This window comes from Halomonas sp. TG39a (assembly GCF_000744395.1).
GTDB lineage: Bacteria > Pseudomonadota > Gammaproteobacteria > Pseudomonadales > Halomonadaceae > Vreelandella > Vreelandella ventosae_B.
The window spans coordinates 2,819,886-2,837,341 of the sequence record NZ_JQLV01000001.1 but is presented as its reverse complement, the minus strand read 5'-3'; the positions used below and the strand labels follow the sequence as shown (position 1 = coordinate 2,837,341).

The following is a 17,456-nucleotide window of genomic DNA, read 5'->3' as shown; positions in this document are numbered from 1 at the left end:
ACGATGATGACTAACCAAGAATTAAATGATCTGAAAAACCGCTATGTGGCCAACGGGGCCGCCACGCCAACCACCCAGTTTGCCGAGCGCGCTGAAAACGCCGAGCTGTGGGACGCCGACGGCAACCGCTGGATCGACTTCGCGGGCGGTATCGGCGTGCTGAATCTGGGCCATCGCCACCCGAAAATTGTCGCCGCGGTTGAAGCGCAGCTTAAGAAAGTTATGCACACCAGCGCCGCGGTAATCTCCTACGCTCCCTACGTGCAGCTGTGTCAAAAGCTGTGTGAATTGAGCCCGGTGCGCGGCCCCGAGCGTAAGGCGATGCTGGTCAACACCGGTGCCGAAGCGCTGGAAAATGCCGTGAAGATTGCCCGCGCTGCCACTGGCCGCACCGGCATCATCACCTTCGACGGTGCCTTCCACGGCCGTACCATGATGACTCTGGCGATGACCGGCAAGGTGCTACCCTACAAGAACGACTTCGGCCCGATGCCGGGCGATGTGTTCCGCGCACCGTTCCCCAACCCGCTGCACGGCATCAGCGAAGAGGCGTCCCTTGAAGCCATCCGCACGCTGTTCAAGACCGATATCGCCCCGCACCGCACGGCGGCCATCGTGATTGAGCCGGTTCAAGGTGAAGGCGGCTTCTATATTGCGTCACCGGATTACCTTAAAGCGCTGCGCGCCCTGTGTGACGAACACGGCATTCTGCTGATCGCTGATGAAGTGCAGTCCGGCTTTGCACGCACCGGCAAGCTGTTTGCCCTGGAACATAGCGGTATCGAAGCGGATATTCTGACTACAGCCAAGAGCCTGGCCAACGGAATGCCGCTCTCGGCCGTTGTTGGTAGCGCCAAGGTAATGGATGCCTCCGGCCCCAACTCGCTAGGCGGCACCTACAGCGGCAACCCGCTCTCTTGTGCAGCGGCGCTGGCGGTGATCGAGGTGATCGAAGAGGAGAATATTCTTGAGCGCAGCGAGCAGATGGGCAAGATGCTGGCCGAGCGTTTCGCGGTATGGGAAGAGCGTTTCCCCGCCGTGGCCCACGGCCGCCAACTAGGCGCCATGGCGGCGTTCGAATTGCTCGATAGCGAAGGAAACCCCGATACAACGCTCACCGGTGCGCTCTGTGCCAAAGCCCGCGAGAAAGGCCTGATCCTGCTTTCCTGCGGCTTCTACGGCAACAGCATTCGGATTTTGGTGCCGCTGACGGTTTCTTCTGCGGTATTGGAAGAGGGCTTGAGCATTATCGAACAGTCCTTGGAGGCGCTTAGCTAATACTCAGCTTTAAGAGCCAACAAGCCCGCCATCGTCAAACAGCGAAAGCTGTTGGCGATGGGCGGGTTTTTTGTGCGTTGAAAGCCCAAAGCTGAGATAGTCAGTCGCACTAAGCGCCCTGTGCTAAGCTGGATTTGGTAGGGTGGATGAGAAAAATAGCAAGACAGATGGCCTTCCAATGTGGAGGTGCTGGCAAATGCAGCAGAAGCGCGAGTTTTGGATATGCAGCCTGGAAAAATCATAGGTTTGGAAGAGTTTGGCAGGCTGCATTGTTCGGACAATCATGCCAAATCCTCCATTCAATGATAGAAAGCGCTACCTAATGCCTGTTAGATAAATTGTTCCGTAGTTCCAAAACTAAGGAGAAAATCATGACCGAATGCATCCGCTGCTCAATCGAGGCAACCCACATCCTTGTAAATTACAACCACAGCATTCTTGGAGATGGCGAAGTTTATTGCAGCGATCACGCCTTCAAAGATGGAAGAGAAGAATGTCCCTGCTGTGATGACTATTGGATTGAATTCGATGGTGAAGAATTCTTACCAACATATCCAGCGGGTACCTTAGATGGTGAGGGGTGTTGTTCGGATCACCCATAGTCTAACGAGTGTTTCAAATCGTTCGCTCCGCTCACTGTGGCAGGCTAAAGCCTGTCCCTTAACCAAAGCGTTAGCTGTAAAAGGAAATTCGAATATGGATCATAGGCACGTAGCTGTAGGAGGTGATTTCAATAGGATTTTTGACCATAACGACTATTTAGCAATGATAAGCATCCCTGATGAAGCGACCTGTATTCTAAGGGGGCACCTAATACTAGAGGAAGTTTTAAACCTATGGTCTAGCAAAGTGACTAACACAGAAGACCTATATGCCGGTATCTTCGTTTCTTTTAAAACAAAGCTGGTAGTATCGAGAAACCTTGGCATTAGCGAAGAGCTTTTCACCGTTCTCGATAAGGTAAACGATATTCGAAATAAATTCTCACATCGTAAGGGCTACCAGCTTGAGAAGTCACAGATCGAATCGCTAAAAAATAGAGTCGATGATGTGGTTGAATCTGCAAAGGTGCAGAAATGCGAAACTTTTCACGTGTTTGTAGGTGGTAAAGATGAAAATGGAAACCCCAAGGAGATAACTTATACATGGGAAAATTCCGACAACCGAGTAAAGTTTGCGTTAGTTTTTGTCATTCTAATGCTCAAACTTACACACTGGATTCAAAGCGAGTTTAATAGTCGAGGCATTACTTACACCATCGTATCCACCGAAAACAGCTAACAAAGTAAAGCAGTTCGCGGCTGTCGCCGCCGGACTCGCTAGCGCTCGCCGCTGTTTACGGTGTTATGCATAGTGAGATGGAAAAATGGAAACGCCGCATATAGCTGTTATGTATACTGATGAAGTCCCCGCAGAAGTGATAACAGAGTTTAGAGAACAAGTCGAAACAGAGCATTTGGCAGTGGCGATACATCAACGGCCGTCTGGTGGCGTTTATGCTATTCCAGAGTGGTTCTACCCAACGGCCCTTGCAGTATTCATTGGACAGGCGTATTTCACTGCTTTCCTTGGTGAGATGGGTAAAGACCATTACAACTTGCTGAAGGCAGGGCTTAAAAAATTATGGCAAAAGGCCATTGGGCCGTCAGCGCCACAGGTGTACGCGTTTGGTAGCAAAGGCAAGGTCTCGAAAGATCAGCCGTATTCTCTTTACTTCGCTATTCATGCAGAAGCCGGAAATGGATTTAGTTTCAAGTTGCTGATCCAGAAAGGACTATCGGAGGATAAATATACGGAGTTGGTTGAGGGGTTCCTTTTGTTTTTGGAAGAACACTATCAAGGAAATATCTCCCAAGAATTTATCGAGAAAAGTAAAACTATTCTGGTCGTTGGAAAAACCATATTGCTTACATATAACTTTGACTTGAAAGTTATCGAGCAGGTGAACCCCACTTTAAAATAATCCAAAACCTGGGCATAACCAGCGGCTGCAGCGAACCGCTTTTCCGGCGAGGTGCGTCTCCAAATCGGCAACTGAGGCTAGGCGTTAGGCACTTTCCTGTCAACAGAGTAGGCACATTTCTGCGGCGTGTGCCGGTATTGGCACCGTCAATTAGAGTACGTGCGGCGCTGAGTGGCATCATGAGCTGTATGATAGCTAAGCGTAACAGCTACCCATCCTCCAACCCTCCCTCATCAAACAGCGAAAGCTGCTGCCGGTTAGCGGGCTTTGCTTTTTTAGCGCGCTGAGCGGGTGGCCGTCTCTGGCTGGCGAGCCTATCCACAATCGCTTGGCTGGCGTCTCGGGCCTCTGGCGTGCGACGCAACTCATAAAGCGTCTTCTTCCAGTGCCGTGCTTCTGCCTCAAAGTCGTTGGGCAGTGGATAGTGTTCGCCGGGCTGAAAGCCGAACCGCTGGCGTAGGCTTTCGGGTAGTGCCCACGGCTTGGCGCGCCACTCTAACGGCAGGGCGGTTAATTCCGGCACCCAGCGGGCGACAAACTCACCATCTGGGTCGTTATCTTCCGCCTGTTTGATGGGGTTATACACTCGCAGCGCGTTGGTGCCCGTGGCGCCTGCCTGCATCTGCACCTGAGGGTAGTGAATACCGGGCTCAAAATCGGTAAACAACCGCGCCAAATGCAATGCTGGCTCAACCCAGTGCAGCCCAAGGCCAAAAGTGGCGTAGGAAATCAGCATCGCGCGCATACGAAAGTTGATCCAACCGGTGGCGATCAGGCTGCGCATACAGGCATCCACTAACGGCACGCCGGTTTGGCCACGCTTCCAGGCGATCAGATTGGGGTGTTCAGGGTCGCGCTCCCGCAGGCCGCGCAACGCCGGGTGGAGGGTTTGTGACTCAATGCTCGGCTCACTTTCGAGCTTTTGAATAAAGTGGCAGTGCCAGTGAAGCCGGGAGGCGAAGGCGCGCAGCGAGCGCGACCAAGCGGCGTCTTCAGCATGCTTTTTTCGTTGACGGCGCAGCGACTGCACCACTTCGCGCATGGAGAGCGTGCCCCAAGACAAATGGGGCGAAAGCCGCGAGCCAAACTCCCAGGCCAGTAGTGGTTTAGACAGTGAGCCGCGATAGCGCCGCCCGCGCTGGCTTACAAAGCTGCGCCACACTGCGCGGCCTTCGCTGCGGCCACCAGGCTGGCGCTCCGGGCAGGGCGTGGTATCAAACCCTAGCGTTAATTTATGAAGCTGCTCAATATCAATATGATGAAAAGCTTGCCAGCCCTCGGCCGCTCGAGCGTTTTGCGGGGCTGAGAAGGTAGGAGCGGTCATTAACGCTTCCCACTGTTTTTCCCATGCATCGCGCTCTGCCACCCGGGATTTTAGGCCGCGTATTACGCCGTGCTGGCGTGCTTCATGCCATGGCGCGCCGTGCTGTTGGCACCATGCCTTGACGCTTTTATCACGGGCAAAGCTCCAGGCGTTGCCGGTCTCTTCATGAGAGTGAAGAGCAAACTCGCCGTAATGGGTTTTCAGGGCATCAAGCAAATCGATAATATCGCCCTGCCAAATACACAGCGGTAGGCCAAGTGTCTCCAGAGCGTGAGAAAGATCGACAAGTGAGTCAGCGGCAAACTGCCAGTGGCGCAGGGCACTATCCGGCGCTTGCCACTGGCCGGGTTCAATCGCAAAGACGGGCAACACTGGGCCAGCCATGGCGGCGCTGGCAAGCGGCACATGATCATGAATACGTAAATCGCGTTTGAACCAAACAACCTGGATAGGTGCCTTAGCCATGCCGTACCTTGCGGTTGAGGGCTATTCGCCGCTAAGTCTATTCGCCACTGAAATGTGACGTTACCATCAAGCTACCGTTTGCCAAATCAACCCAACAGAGCCAACCCAGCAGGATCAACTCTGCAGGAACAAACCCGTAGGAGAGTAATGATGTATATCGCTATGAACCGTTTTCGGATTGCCCCAGGCCGTGAAGAGGATTTTTTAGAGGTGTGGCGTAACCGCGACTCTCATCTGGATGAAGTGCCGGGCTTCAAACAGTTCAAGATGCTGCAGGGTGAAAGCCAGGAAGATCACACCGTGTTTATCTCCCACAGCGTGTGGGAATCGGAAGAAGCCTTCCGCGCCTGGACTAAGTCAGACGCGTTCCGGAAGGCCCATGCCAATGCCAAGTCACCTGAAGGTATTTATCTTGGCCCGCCTAAGTTTGAAGGTTATGAGGTGGTGCTGTAAGCCATAGCCAATAACGTTTGCGCTGGACAACAAGCAAGTGATGCACGTGTTATCCAGGCGACAAAGCGTTATAAGTTCATCACTACCGTCACACCAATTAGCGCCGCCGCACAGCCCGCTACAACCCACTTGAGCGAGTTGCCTGCGGTGGTTGCTCTATCTTTTCCCATTTCGTTTATCAGAGAGTTTAAGTGCATGCCGAAGATGAACTTGGTTTTGAGATATCGATTACTGACCCTTATCCCTTGATACCAATGGCCGGGGAAGTCGATAAGAGAGGCGGGAATCACCAACCTCTCATAGCGCTCTGCAAGCGGCATACTCTTTGACTCTATGCTGATCAGTTCACTGCGGCGAGGAATCAGTGGGGAGACATCTGATTCGGGTATCTCTTCGAACGCCAACGGCATACAGACGTAGTTGCCTTCATTCGGCCCCAGTAAAAGCACTGGCACTCCGTTTTCGCCGCACTTAAAGCGTGCCAAACAGGGAAACCGTTCATCCGTGTAATCAGGCTGAAAAGGCCCATAGCTGTTGATAATGAAGCCAGGTAGTAACCCTTGGAGATCCGTACTAAAGAGAGTCTTTACGAAGCTGCGACCATGCTGAAAGAAGTTCCAGGCAAGATGATTGACGATACGCTCGCGTAGTTTCTCGCTGGCGAGGTGGGTACCTGTGGTATCGGGTAGTTCCGTATTGGCTTTGCATAGAGAAGCTTCGATCCAGTCCGGATCGAAGACGGCATTAAATCCCATGGGCGTGGTGAAACTGATCTTTACTTCCCAGCGCTCGGCGCTGTCGGCGGGCTCGTCATCATGCGCTGAGTCTTTGGTGATTGTTAGAGCAATATCGTCGGCAACTGGCACGATATCTTGATCGACCATGGCGCGCAGCACATTGAAGGTGCTGAGCTTACTGACCCCCAGCAGGCTGTTCTGATAGGAAGGTTCTGGCACGTCTGGCGTCGCAGACTTTTCTTCCCAGCTCGTGAGCGGTGGCACCCTCATATGCTCGAAAAAGGCCTTAGCGCTGGAGGATAGCTTGCTTAGAGCCTTCGCATTATCGGGTAGTTCTGGAAAGAGTGGGTTGTCCCAATCGAGTTGGTCATCAAATACGTATAGCGAATTTATCTCGCTCGGCTCGCGGTCAGGGGTGTACTCAAGTGCGATATCGCGCCAATACTGAACAGCGCCGTAGGGCAGGGTTTCAGCGTTACCCTCAGGCTCGAAAGAGAATACATCGGCCTCGTAGATGACTTCCTTGCCCCCAGCATCTTCCAAGATAGCCGTTATGCCAAGGAGCTGCATTAAGACTCCCCCAATAGCCAGACCATCATCTTGATCAATGAGGTGTATGCTCAAGTGATAAAAATGGGCGTTGCGAGCCAGCTCGGCAAGGGACAGCGTCTTGATTACTATTTCGCTGTCATCTTCAAGTTTTATGTTGGTCATCGCCTTTTTTAAAGTATCTTGACTGCTGGAAGCGACGTAGCGCTGCTGAGAATCAACCTGAATTAACCCTGGCAGATCCTGGCCTGATGCGTTGCGATAAAAGGCAACATAAAGTTCACAGTTGGCCCAGCTCAGCAATCTACGTTTGTCTTTTTTTATAAGGTCTTGCTTAAATTTAGTGAAAGAGAGCTGTGTAGCAATGTCAGACGTCATATTTCATCATCCTTGATATGGAAGGCATATTGTCAACGAGTGTTGCAAAAGTTAGTGCCGAAGAGTTGGCAACAGAGGCAGACACTCGTTCGGCTGGCGTATTTAGAGCGGCTTAGTTTACCTAAGTAAGTTGGGATTTTCCCTGCACCGGATTTCATGACCGCCAGAGTGTGGATCTGTTTTGAGCTGGGCGGCTGTTAAGTGCTAACTAAGGTCGGTAAAACTTAAAACAGTGCCAAGCCAATCGACAGCAGCACACTGTAGAGCAGCGTCGAAATAGCGGTTTTCTTCAACATGCCGGTCAGCATCCCACCATCATGGGTATGGCGTAGTGTTCTGGCGGCATCGGTCAGTGGCTTGGCCACCAGCAGGCAGCTCCACCCCACCAGCGGTACAGGCAGCACGACTAGGTAAGTTAGCGTCAGTAGTAGCGCAACACCCAGCAGCGCCCAGTGGTAGTTAATCGCGTTGGCGCGGCCAAGCCGAACTGCCAGGGTGATTTTGCCATTGCGTGCATCGCTTTCGATATCGCGCACGTTATTCACATTGAGCACGGCGGTTGCTAACAGCCCGCATGCGGCGGCGGGTAGTAACGGCAGCCAGCTTAGCTGGTGGGTATGCAGGTAATAGGTGCCTAGAACGCCTAACAGGCCGAAAAATATGAAGACGGCAATATCGCCCAATCCACGATAGCCATAGGGCGTTCCACCCAGGCCAACGGTATAGGTCACGGCTGCCAATAAAGAGGCGGCACCTAGCAGCAGGAAAGTGACAATCTGTCCCCACTGGTTGCCAAAGGCGGTCACCAGCAATAACAGCCCTAACAGCGCTGCTACGATTGCCGTAATAACCATCCCGGCGCGCATTGCCTGTGGCGTCAGCAAGCCAGAAGAGACTGCCCGAACCGGCCCAATGCGTGATTGGTCATCGGCGCCGGAAGCCGCGTCGCCATAGTCATTGGCTAGATTAGAGAGTACCTGTAGCGCAATGGCCGTCAGCAGGGCAAGCAAAAGCACCGCGCCATTAAAGGCGTCCACGCTAGCCGCCAGCCCAGTACCCAAGAGTATAGAAGCGCACGCCAGTGGAAGTGTTCGGGGGCGAGCGGCTAGCAACCAGGCTTGGTAGTGGCGGCGCTTAGCGAGTCGTTCCATTATGACGATATTCCTCGATTTTCGTTTAAACATTGGCTGGCGTGGCAATTATCAAACATTCGGCAATGTATGATTAACTGTTAAAAAGTAGACTTAAGTCAAAGCAAATCGTGTCGCCTTGCCCCACACTGGAGGAGCACCACACCAAGAGTTTACGCGATGTTTGGTGACTTATTTAGACAATGCAAATATGCATCGCTAGTCACGCTTGCCTAAAAGGCGAAATATGCACTCCACACACCCTATTGAAGCCCTCAAGCATCAGCTTGATACACTTAGTGATAGCGCTAAAAAAGGGTTTATGCGCCTAAGCACTCCCTGTCAGGTGGATAACCTGATGGGGTGGCTAAACGTGCAGAGCGTTTATCCCCGCCTCTATTGGAAGGCGCGTGATACGAACGCCGTTGAGTGTGCGGTGTTGGGGGCGATTAAGGCGTTTGATTCGTTAGCGGCGCTGCAGGCGGACCTTGCTGCGCTGGCTGAAGCAGGCGTCCAACAGCCCAACTATTTTGGCGGCATGGCCTTCGACCCTGGTACGCCGGGGTGGGAGCACTTTCCAGCCTGCCACTTTTTGCTGCCGCGTATCGAGCTTAAACGTCATCAAGGTGGCGCGACGCTATCACTTAATCTACGTTTCGATGACCGTTCCCCCGGTGCCGAAATCGCCCAGGCTTATGCCTGTTTAGACGCGCTGGTAGCAGAGCAGCCGCTGTCTCGCCTGCAGCCTTTGGTTTACCAGCGTGAAGACCGCCCCAGCCAACAAGAGTGGGCGGCTTGGGTGGGGCAGGTGACAAACCTCGACCACCTAGGGCATACGCCCAAGGTGGTGCTTTCCCGTGAAACGCGCCTGACAACACCTGAAACGCCTAACCCTTGGGCACTACTGTCACGCTGGCAGGCCGGTACCGCTGACTGTTTTCACTTTGGCATCCAGTTGACACCCCATGAGGCGTTTATCGGCTGCCCGCCGGAGCAACTCTATAAGCGTGAAGGTATTCATTTAACGACAGAAGCACTGGCGGGCACCACACGCCGTGGGCGGGATGCCCAGCAAGATCAAGCGCTTGCCGATGAACTGCTTACCGATAAGAAAAACAGCTTAGAAAACCAGTGTGTATATCAGCAGCTTTTGACCCAGCTTGAGCCGCTTTCTTCACAAGTCCAAATGGGCGAGGCGCATATTATTAAGTTGCGCTCTTTGCAGCATATTCGCCGTCTGATTCGTGCCGAGTTACACCACAGCGTCACCGACCAGTCTTTGCTTTCCTCACTGCCACCGACCCCGGCGGTGGGCGGCGTTCCCCGCGAGTCGGCGCTGGCGTTTATTCGACAGCATGAGCGCCATCAACGCGGCTGGTACTCGGGGGTGTTTGGTCGAATCAGCCATGCCAGTAGCGACCTCGCCGTGACCATTCGTTGCGCCTATATCGATTCAGAAATGATCCGGCTTTATGCCGGTGCCGGCATTGTGGCGGGCTCCCAGGCGGACGAAGAGTGGCGCGAGCTGGATACCAAAATAGCCGATATTATGTCGCTGCTAGGGATGGGATAACACACATGGCAACACCTGTATTGAGCGGTTTTGCGCAAGAGCACGCCACCTTTAATCATGTTTGGTCGGCGCTAATGCTGGAGGAGCTTTATCGCTTGGGCGTGCGCGATGTGATGGTGGCGCCCGGCTCTCGCTCATCACCGTTGACCATGGCCGCCAGCGAGCATGCCGGTTTGCGCTGCCACTGCCATTTTGACGAGCGGGGGCTGGGGTTTATGGCGCTGGGCATTGCCCGGAGCAGTTACCGGCCCGTGGTTGTGATTACTACCTCAGGCACCGCCGTGGCCAACCTCTATCCGGCGGTGGTGGAAGCCAACCTGCTCGGCGTGCCGCTGATTGTGCTCTCCGCCGACCGCCCCATTGAGCTGCTGGATAACGGCAGCAATCAGGCAATCGACCAGCGGGATATCTTCTCCCGTCACACGATTGTTCACCACGACTTGCCGCCGCCCGATGCTGAGATAAAAGCAGCATTTGTACTTAGCACTATTGACCAAGCGGTTGATCAGCAGCGCCGCACCCCTGGGCCCATCCATATCAACTGCCGTTATCGCGAGCCTCTCTATCCTGGCGACGCTTTAGTGGATGCCAGTGACTATCTCGCCCCGCTGGGGGACTGGCTGATGGACTCCACGCCTTGGAGTGATTGGTCATGGGGTGATGTGCAGGAGCGCGCCACGGTTCCAGCGCTTAGTGACGTATGGGAAGCATTTGTCGGACATCGAGGTATTATTGTCGCAGGAAGCATCGATGACCCGCAGCAGGCACAGCAAGTGGTAGCGCTCTCCAAGCAACTGGGCTGGCCACTGCTGGTGGATGTGCAGAGCCAGGTGCGTTTTGATCCTCACAATCTGATTCATTTTGATTTGGCACTCCACGATGGGCGGTTCTTCGATGAACTGGCTAAGGCAGAGGTGCTGCTGCAGTTTGGCGGTCGGCTAATTTCCAAGCGACTCATTCAGTTTATTGCCCAACATTCCTGGCAGGATGCCTGGTTGGTTGATCCGCTGCCCCAGCGGCTGGATCCTGATTACTGCGTTAAGCGCCGTGTGATATGTTCGCCCGCCGACTTTATCGCGGATTTGCCAGCGATCCCTGAGAAACCTGTTTGGCATCAGTTGGCTAGCCTCCAACGACGCACTAGTCAGCTTGTGGAAGAGCGGTGTAGGTCACTCTCAGAACTGGGTGTTTGCCATCAGCTAGCGCAACTGGCGGAAGGGCAGCTGTTTATCGGCAACAGCCTGCCTGCACGGCTAATGAATATGCTGGGTACGCATCGCCGAACGCCGCTACGGGTATTTGCCAATCGCGGCGCCTCGGGCATCGATGGCTTAATCGCCACGGCGTTTGGGCTCAGTTGCTCCCGCGCAGAACCCACTACCATTGTGCTGGGAGACACCAGCGCACTGCATGATCTCAATAGCCTCGCACTGTTAAAGCAGGCGGCTCAACCCCTGGTGGTGGTCATTCTTAATAACGATGGCGGCAGTATTTTCCATATGCTGCCGGTGCCTAAAGAAGACGATCTGCTGGAGCGATATTATCGCCAGCCCCACGGCTTGAACTTCGAGCATACGGCAAAGATGTTTGGGCTTGGTTATGCAGCGCCTGACTCGCTGGATAGCTTTGCGATAGCCTACACTCAGGCCCTTCAGGCGGGCGTTACGTTGATTGAGGTTAACGTACCCCATCAGCAGGTCGCCGATGATCTTAAGGCCCTGGGCGCAGCGATTCGAGGGGCGTCGCGTGAGCTGTAAACCTCACAAGCAGGCGCCGACCCTCGTACTGCTCCATGGCCTGCTGGGCGATGGTCAGGACTGGGTTGAGGTCATCGCTGGCTTGGAAGGCATTCACTGCCTCGCGCTGGATTTGCCCGGCCACGGCCAGAATCAGCACGAGCAGCTAGGCTCTTTTGAGGCTTTTCACCACTGGCTTGGCGATGCGCTGATAACTCACGGTGTTCGCCGTTACTGCCTGCTGGGCTACTCCCTGGGTGGCCGTTTGGCGCTGTACCATGCCAGCCTTCAGCCGCCGGGTCTGGAATCGCTCTGGCTGGAGAGCGCTCACCCTGGGCTACCCGCCAGTGAGCGTCCTGGCCGTATTGCTCATGATGAACGCTGGGCGCTACGCTTTGAGCAGGAACCGTTGGAAGACGTACTTATCGATTGGTATCAGCAGCCGGTGTTTGCCGATCTCACCGACGTTCAGCGCAGTCGGCAAATGCAACGCCGTCTCGCGAATCACGGGCCAGCCGTCGCCAGCATGCTGCGATCAACTTCCTTGGGTCAACAGCCTTTGCTATGGCGGTGGCTGGAAAATACCACGCTTCCGGTGGGGTACTTTTCGGGGCAGCGGGACGCCAAGTTCCACACTCTTGCCACTCACTTGGCAACGATGGCACCGCGCCTGCGCCATATCGCTCTGAACGGGGGCCACAATCTTCATGTTGAGCAACCAGAGGCGTTCTCACAGCAGCTGAACGCTTGGTTGGGTACTGCAAGCTGACTTCAATCAGCTGATCAGCATTAACCAAGGCAGGCCAATCACCAGCCAAACCACCAGGAACAGCAGCCCAAAGATTGCCCCTAGCCGCCAAAACAGTGCGCTGGGTAAGTAGCCGCTGCCGTAGTAAACCGGGCTTGGCCCTGTGCCGTAAGGGGTGAGAATGCCCATAAAGCCCAGTGTGGGCAGTAGCAGCAGGATAAACATCTGCATATCTAGCCCGGCAATCCCCGACGCCGCCGCCAGAATCACCGGCAGCAGAGCAGTAACGTGGGCTGTCACGCTGGCAAAGAAGTAGTGCAGCAGGTAGAAAATAACCACCAGCGCCACCATGGCCATCAGCGGGTCAAAGTGACTTATCTGCCCGCCGACCACATTGCCAAACCAGTTAACAAACCCCACTAGGCTAAGCCCACCCGCGAGCGCCACCAGGGTGGCAAACCACACAAAGGTATTCCAGGCGGCTCGGTTATCGAGAATATCGCTCCAGGTTACAATACCGGTTAACAGCATGCCGCAGATCACTAGTAGACCAACCAGCGATCCAGAGATAATGTCGCCCGCGAAAATCCACAGCAGCAGGGCGGAGACCACCATAATGATCAGTATTATTTCATGGCGAGTCAGTGCCCCCAGCTTGGTTAACTCCTGCCCTGCCCAGTCGGAAATTTCATTACCCGCTTTTACTTCGGGCGCGCATAGCCAGTAGCTCAGCAGCGGAACTAGCAGAAGCAGCAAAATGCCGGCTGGTGCTACCGCCATAAACCACTGCCCCCAGTTGATATGAATACCGGTCGCGCTTTCAGTTAGCGCGATGGCCAGTAAGTTCGGGGCCAGAGCGGTCAAAAACAGCGAGCTAGTGACGCAGGTAGAAGCAAGCGCGGTCCACATCAAAAAGCTGCCCATGCGCTTCATGCTGGGGTCGTTGGGATGCGAATCGTAAAGCGGCGGCAGGTTACGAATGACCGGATAGATCGTGCCCGCACTGCGCGCCGTATTGGAAGGCGTAAACGGCGCCAGAATGCCATCGGCAATCATCACCGCATAACCCAGGGTCAAAGTACGCTTCCCCATGGCTTTGACTAGCCAGAGCGATATCCGCCTGCCCAGGCCGGTTTTCTCATACCCCAAGGCAAACATAAAGGCACCAAAAATTAGCCATACCGTAGAGTTGGTAAAGCCCGACACCGCCCATGAGAATGCTTGGTTAGCGGCACTGAATCCGTCAGCCGTCAGTTGCTCCGGAGAGAACAGCACCCACCTTGAAAGCAGTGCCACCAGGGTAACGCCGATCAGGCCGACCACCGCCCCAGGCAAGGGCTCGAGAATCAAGCCAACCACGCAGCCAAGGAAGATGGCGAAAAAGTACCACGCGTGAGGCGCTAGCCCCTCGGGTGTAGGTATCAGCGCGACGATAATAGCGACTGCTAACGGTGCTAACAGTTTCCATCGTGGCGAGGGTTGGGCATTGGTTGTCATGCTGCACCTCTCTTTAGTCTTTCTTGCTGTTTTTATTGCCTGGCGGATAGGTATCTGCCCTGCAGTGAGTGGCTTGAAGAGTAGGGCCTGTGGCACGCGGGTAACAGCAATACCTAGTCGATTTTCTACTTGCTTGACGCACGTCAATAGTTCTTTGGACTAATGAGCAGGGCCTGCCAATAGCGTGGTAAGTTCGAAGAATGAAAGGGCACCGAAGAGTGTCGCTACCACCACCTTTGACTTGGCTAACGGAAGGAAACGTCATGCAGCAGCGAGATTTCGATATCGTGATTGTCGGTGGGGGTGGCGCAGGCTTGCGTGCTGCCATTGGGGCTGCCGAACAGGCCAAAACCCAGGGCACCCCTCAGCGCATTGCGCTGCTGTCCAAGGTCTATCCCATGCGTTCCCATACCGTGGCTGCAGAAGGCGGTGCGGCGGCGGTTACCAGTGATGAAGACTCCCACCAGGCGCATTTTGATGACACCGTTTCCGGCGGTGACTGGCTGGTTGAGCAGGGGGTGGCTGACTACTTTGTTCACCACGCCTATCAAGAGCTGGTGCAGATGGAGCGCTGGGGCTGTCCTTGGAGCCGTAAGGACGATGGTCAGGTGCAGGTGCGCCGCTTTGGGGGGATGAAAACCGCCCGCACTTGGTTCGCCGCCGATAAAACCGGCTTCCATATGCTTCACACCCTGTTTCAGACTTCGCTGAAATACCCTGAGATCGAGCGTTTCGACGAATACTTCGTGCTCGACCTGGCGGTACACGAAGGTGCTGTGATTGGCGTGATTGCCCTACAAATAGCCACTGGCGAATTAACCGTGCTGCGCGCCAAAACGGTGATTTTGGCCACCGGCGGCGCGGGGCGTTTATTCCGTTTCAACACCAATGCGGGCATTGTCACTGGCGACGGTATGGCGATGGCCTACCGCCATGGTGTGGCGCTGCGGGACATGGAGTTTGTTCAATACCACCCCACCGGCTTGCCCGGCTCCGGCATTTTGATTACTGAAGCGTGCCGGGGGGAAGGCGGTATTCTGCTCAATAAAGAGGGCTATCGTTATCTGCAGGATTATGGCCTTGGCCCGGAAACGCCGCTGGGTAAACCGGAAAACAAGTATATGGAGTTGGGCCCGCGGGACAAACTCTCCCAGGCCTTCTGGCAGGAGCAGCAGGCAGGCCGCACCGGTAAGTTTGGCGACAGCGATGTGGTCTATCTCGATCTGCGTCACTTGGGTGAAAAGTACATTCTGGAGCGCCTGCCGTTTATCTGCGAGCTGGCCAAATCCTATATCAACGTCGACCCGGTGAAAGAGCCCATCCCCATTCGCCCAGCGGTTCACTACACCATGGGCGGTATTGAAACCAATCCACAGTGCGAAACCTCCATTGCCGGGCTCTACGCCGCCGGGGAGTGTGCTTCGGTGGGTCTGCACGGCGCCAATCGATTGGGCTCTAACTCGCTGACGGAGCTGTTGGTGTTTGGCCGCCTGGCCGGTGAGCAGGCAAGCAAGCGCGCAGCACAAACCGAGTGGGCCGATGAGCGCCTGCTGGAAGCCCAGGGCGACCGCCAGCAAGCCAAGCTGCTGCGGCTATGTGACGGAACGGGGAGCGGCGAGAACTGGGTGGAACTCAAGCACGCCATGGTGCAGGCCATGGAGAGCGGCTGTGGGATTTACCGCACCGAAGAGGGCATGCGCCATTCGCTGGATACCATGCGCCAACTGCGTGCGCGCTTCAACGAGATCCGCGTTAACGATACCAGCAAGATTTTTAATACCGAGTTACTGGAATGTCTTGAACTGGAGTGTGGACTGGATATTGCCGAAGCGTCTTGTTTGGGCGCGCTTGAGCGCCGTGAGTCCCGCGGTGCCCACCAGCGCTTGGATGAAGGCATGCAGAAACGTGATGACGTTAACTACCTCAAGCACAGCCAGGTCTTTTACCAAGGCGATGCCCATGCCGAGCTGCGCTGGCAGGACGTCGATGTGCAATTCTCTGCCCCGGCGGAGCGGGCCTATGGCGATGCGGGCAAGGGGGAGAAGGCATGAGTATCGATCAGATGAGTACTAACTTAATCAGTACGAAGAATGTCAGCACCAAGCATATTAGCGTCAAACGCTACCTGCCTGATAACTCGACTGAGACGTACTGGCAGGCGTATGACCTGCCGGTGGATGACAGTACCTCGCTGCTGGATGCCCTCAACCATATCAAGGAGCAGCTCGATAGCACCCTGAGCTACCGCTGGTCGTGCCGTATGGCGATTTGTGGCTCCTGCGGGGTCATGGTGAACGGCATTCCCAAGCTGGGCTGTAAAACCTTCCTGCGCGATTACGAGGGCGATATTCGTATCGAGCCGTTGGCACACTTCCCCGTGCAGCGGGATCTGGTGGTGGATATGGAGATCTTCCTTGAACACCTGGCGGCGGTGAAGCCCTACCTGATTGATGACAACCCCGTAAAACCTTACGACCCCAGTGCGCCGGAAACCTATCAACAGACGCCGGAGCAGCTGGAGCGCTACAAGCAGTTCGCTAACTGCATTAATTGCGGTCTCTGCTACTCCGCCTGCCCCCAGTTCGGGCTTAATCCAGAATTCCTTGGCCCGGCGGCATTAACGCTGGCTCACCGTTACAACCTGGACAGCCGAGATCACGGAAAAAAACAGCGCATGGCCGAGCTTAACCGCCACGACGGGGTGTGGAGCTGCACCTTTGTGGGCTTCTGTTCAAAAGTGTGCCCCAAACACGTTGACCCCGCCGCTGCGGTCAATCAGGGCAAGGTCGAAGCAGCCAAACACACGCTTATTGCGCTGTTTAAAGGGTAGGGGAGGAACATCATGGATAAATCATCATCGCAACGCCTGCCGCCGCTGAAACGCAATTGGTGGCTGAAGCACCGCTTTTTTAAACTCTATATGCTGCGCGAAGCCACGGTGCTGCCGCTGGTGTTTTTCACGCTCTGTTTACTCGCTGGTATGGTCGCTCTTCTTCAAGGGGCGGAGAGTTGGCAGGGGTGGATCGCCTTTATGGGCTCTCCCATCGTATTAGTGCTGAATCTTCTGGCGCTGGCCGCCAGCCTGTTTCACGCCGCCACCTTCTTTGTGCTGTTCCCGCGGGTAATGCCGATTCGTATCGCCGGGCATAGCCTGCCCGATCAGGCCATTGTTGCTGGGCAGTGGGTGGGCGTAGTCGTGGTCGCGCTGCTATTTTTCTGGCTATTGGGGAGGAGTGGGGCATGAACAAACATGATGTTCAGCATAAACAAGCCTTTGATGAGCCGCTTTGGTGGGGGCTATTTAGCGCGGGCGGCGTCTGTTTCGCAGTTTTACTGCCCGCCGTGATTCTGTTTATCGCCGTTCTACTGCCTTTGGGCCTGCTGCCTGCTGGGGCGCTGAGCTATGAGCGAGCATCGGCACTGCTGTTCAGCGTACCGGGCTTTCTGTTTGTGGGGGCGGTAGTTTGCTTGCCGCTATTTCATGCTGCCCACCGCCTGCGCCATGGGATGTTTGATATCAGCGTGGGCAATGACGCACTTAACAAAAAACTGATGTACGGTGGGGCTGCGCTGTTAAGCATTGTGGCGCTGGGCTTAGTCGTTACAGGTATGCTGGCTTAAGCGA

Annotated in this window: 16 protein-coding genes; 12 read left to right on the top strand and 4 right to left on the bottom strand. The window is 54.9% G+C overall.

From position 1 onward, the window contains the following. Positions 1-6: 6 nt before the first annotated feature. The 4 genes from gabT to U738_RS12665 all read left to right on the top strand — a co-directional run bounded on the left by gabT (position 7) and on the right by U738_RS12665 (position 3,241). Positions 7-1,278 carry a 4-aminobutyrate--2-oxoglutarate transaminase gene (gabT, locus tag U738_RS12675; RefSeq protein ID WP_035581030.1) on the top strand — a complete coding sequence of 424 codons (1,272 nt, stop codon included), beginning with the start codon at positions 7-9 and terminating at the stop codon, positions 1,276-1,278. A 371-nt stretch (positions 1,279-1,649) separates the two neighbouring features. Then, positions 1,650-1,880: a hypothetical protein gene (locus U738_RS23205; protein ID WP_152561136.1), complete on the top strand. Its 231-nt coding sequence runs from the start codon at positions 1,650-1,652 to the stop codon at positions 1,878-1,880. A gap of 94 nt (positions 1,881-1,974) precedes the next feature. Then, on the top strand, positions 1,975-2,559 hold the full coding sequence (locus tag U738_RS12670) for a hypothetical protein (RefSeq protein WP_035581027.1): 585 nt from the start codon (positions 1,975-1,977) through the stop codon (positions 2,557-2,559). A gap of 85 nt (positions 2,560-2,644) precedes the next feature. Continuing rightward, positions 2,645-3,241 carry a hypothetical protein gene (locus tag U738_RS12665; protein WP_035581025.1) on the top strand — a complete coding sequence of 199 codons (597 nt, stop codon included), beginning with the start codon at positions 2,645-2,647 and terminating at the stop codon, positions 3,239-3,241. A 208-nt stretch (positions 3,242-3,449) separates the two neighbouring features. Here the strand turns inward: U738_RS12665 and U738_RS12660 are convergent, their stop codons facing one another. Then, on the bottom strand, positions 3,450-5,030 hold the full coding sequence (locus tag U738_RS12660; RefSeq protein ID WP_035581022.1) for a cryptochrome/deoxyribodipyrimidine photo-lyase family protein: 1,581 nt from the start codon (positions 5,028-5,030) through the stop codon (positions 3,450-3,452). A 150-nt stretch (positions 5,031-5,180) separates the two neighbouring features. Here U738_RS12660 and U738_RS12655 point away from each other — a divergent pair, with 150 nt between their 5' ends. Then, positions 5,181-5,483 (top strand): antibiotic biosynthesis monooxygenase family protein, encoded by a 303-nt coding sequence (locus U738_RS12655; protein WP_022521683.1) that lies wholly within the window; start codon positions 5,181-5,183, stop codon positions 5,481-5,483. Positions 5,484-5,551: 68 nt separating this feature from the next. On the opposite strand, the gene U738_RS12650 is transcribed toward U738_RS12655, so the two are convergent. Together U738_RS12650 and U738_RS12645 are read right to left on the bottom strand one after the other, a co-directional pair. Beyond that, positions 5,552-7,147, bottom strand: a complete 1,596-nt coding sequence (locus U738_RS12650) for a hypothetical protein (protein ID WP_035581019.1) — start codon at positions 7,145-7,147, stop codon at positions 5,552-5,554. 224 nt (positions 7,148-7,371) lie between these two features. Next, on the bottom strand, positions 7,372-8,298 hold the full coding sequence (locus U738_RS12645; RefSeq protein WP_035581017.1) for a 1,4-dihydroxy-2-naphthoate polyprenyltransferase: 927 nt from the start codon (positions 8,296-8,298) through the stop codon (positions 7,372-7,374). Positions 8,299-8,524: 226 nt separating this feature from the next. Between U738_RS12645 and U738_RS12640 the strand changes: the two genes are divergently transcribed. From U738_RS12640 to menH, 3 genes are read left to right on the top strand one after another with little or no spacing between them, the layout of a single operon-like run. Continuing rightward, a complete protein-coding gene (locus U738_RS12640) occupies positions 8,525-9,850 on the top strand; it encodes an isochorismate synthase (protein WP_035581014.1) in 1,326 nt (441 codons plus the stop codon). A 5-nt stretch (positions 9,851-9,855) separates the two neighbouring features. Beyond that, on the top strand, positions 9,856-11,607 hold the full coding sequence (menD, locus tag U738_RS12635) for a 2-succinyl-5-enolpyruvyl-6-hydroxy-3-cyclohexene-1-carboxylic-acid synthase (protein WP_035581010.1): 1,752 nt from the start codon (positions 9,856-9,858) through the stop codon (positions 11,605-11,607). Then, positions 11,597-12,355: a 2-succinyl-6-hydroxy-2,4-cyclohexadiene-1-carboxylate synthase gene (gene menH, locus U738_RS12630; RefSeq protein WP_035581007.1), complete on the top strand. Its 759-nt coding sequence runs from the start codon at positions 11,597-11,599 to the stop codon at positions 12,353-12,355. The genes menD and menH overlap by 11 nt, the downstream gene beginning before the upstream one ends. 6 nt (positions 12,356-12,361) lie before the next feature. Here menH and U738_RS12625 read toward each other — a convergent pair whose 3' ends face one another. Further along, on the bottom strand, positions 12,362-13,831 hold the full coding sequence (locus U738_RS12625; protein ID WP_035581005.1) for an anion permease: 1,470 nt from the start codon (positions 13,829-13,831) through the stop codon (positions 12,362-12,364). 263 nt (positions 13,832-14,094) lie between these two features. On the opposite strand from U738_RS12625, the gene frdA reads away from it, so the two are divergent. From frdA to frdD, 4 genes are read left to right on the top strand one after another with little or no spacing between them, the layout of a single operon-like run. Continuing rightward, the gene (gene frdA, locus U738_RS12620; protein ID WP_035581001.1) at positions 14,095-15,882 is read left to right on the top strand and encodes a fumarate reductase (quinol) flavoprotein subunit; all 1,788 of its coding nucleotides are present in this window, start codon (positions 14,095-14,097) and stop codon (positions 15,880-15,882) included. Next, positions 15,879-16,661 (top strand): succinate dehydrogenase/fumarate reductase iron-sulfur subunit, encoded by a 783-nt coding sequence (locus U738_RS12615; RefSeq protein ID WP_172821653.1) that lies wholly within the window; start codon positions 15,879-15,881, stop codon positions 16,659-16,661. Before frdA ends, U738_RS12615 begins: the two co-directional genes overlap by 4 nt. Before the next feature lie 12 nt (positions 16,662-16,673). Further along, positions 16,674-17,075 (top strand): fumarate reductase, encoded by a 402-nt coding sequence (locus tag U738_RS12610; protein WP_035580998.1) that lies wholly within the window; start codon positions 16,674-16,676, stop codon positions 17,073-17,075. Beyond that, a complete protein-coding gene (gene frdD / locus U738_RS12605) occupies positions 17,072-17,452 on the top strand; it encodes a fumarate reductase subunit FrdD (protein ID WP_035580995.1) in 381 nt (126 codons plus the stop codon). Before U738_RS12610 ends, frdD begins: the two co-directional genes overlap by 4 nt. The last annotated feature ends 4 nt before the right edge of the window (positions 17,453-17,456 follow it).

Bases quoted from the DNA above. Each gene is read 5' to 3' on its own strand.
- gabT (WP_035581030.1), top strand. From the start codon at position 7: ATGACTAACCAAGAATTAAATGATCTGAAAAACCGCTATGTGGCCAAC.
- U738_RS23205 (WP_152561136.1), top strand. From the start codon at position 1,650: ATGACCGAATGCATCCGCTGCTCAATCGAGGCAACCCACATCCTTGTA.
- U738_RS12670 (WP_035581027.1), top strand. From the start codon at position 1,975: ATGGATCATAGGCACGTAGCTGTAGGAGGTGATTTCAATAGGATTTTT.
- U738_RS12665 (WP_035581025.1), top strand. From the start codon at position 2,645: ATGGAAACGCCGCATATAGCTGTTATGTATACTGATGAAGTCCCCGCA.
- U738_RS12660 (WP_035581022.1), bottom strand. From the start codon at position 5,030: ATGGCTAAGGCACCTATCCAGGTTGTTTGGTTCAAACGCGATTTACGT.
- U738_RS12655 (WP_022521683.1), top strand. From the start codon at position 5,181: ATGTATATCGCTATGAACCGTTTTCGGATTGCCCCAGGCCGTGAAGAG.
- U738_RS12650 (WP_035581019.1), bottom strand. From the start codon at position 7,147: ATGACGTCTGACATTGCTACACAGCTCTCTTTCACTAAATTTAAGCAA.
- U738_RS12645 (WP_035581017.1), bottom strand. From the start codon at position 8,298: ATGGAACGACTCGCTAAGCGCCGCCACTACCAAGCCTGGTTGCTAGCC.
- U738_RS12640 (WP_035581014.1), top strand. From the start codon at position 8,525: ATGCACTCCACACACCCTATTGAAGCCCTCAAGCATCAGCTTGATACA.
- menD (WP_035581010.1), top strand. From the start codon at position 9,856: ATGGCAACACCTGTATTGAGCGGTTTTGCGCAAGAGCACGCCACCTTT.
- U738_RS12625 (WP_035581005.1), bottom strand. From the start codon at position 13,831: ATGACAACCAATGCCCAACCCTCGCCACGATGGAAACTGTTAGCACCG.
- frdA (WP_035581001.1), top strand. From the start codon at position 14,095: ATGCAGCAGCGAGATTTCGATATCGTGATTGTCGGTGGGGGTGGCGCA.
- U738_RS12615 (WP_172821653.1), top strand. From the start codon at position 15,879: ATGAGTATCGATCAGATGAGTACTAACTTAATCAGTACGAAGAATGTC.
- U738_RS12610 (WP_035580998.1), top strand. From the start codon at position 16,674: ATGGATAAATCATCATCGCAACGCCTGCCGCCGCTGAAACGCAATTGG.
- frdD (WP_035580995.1), top strand. From the start codon at position 17,072: ATGAACAAACATGATGTTCAGCATAAACAAGCCTTTGATGAGCCGCTT.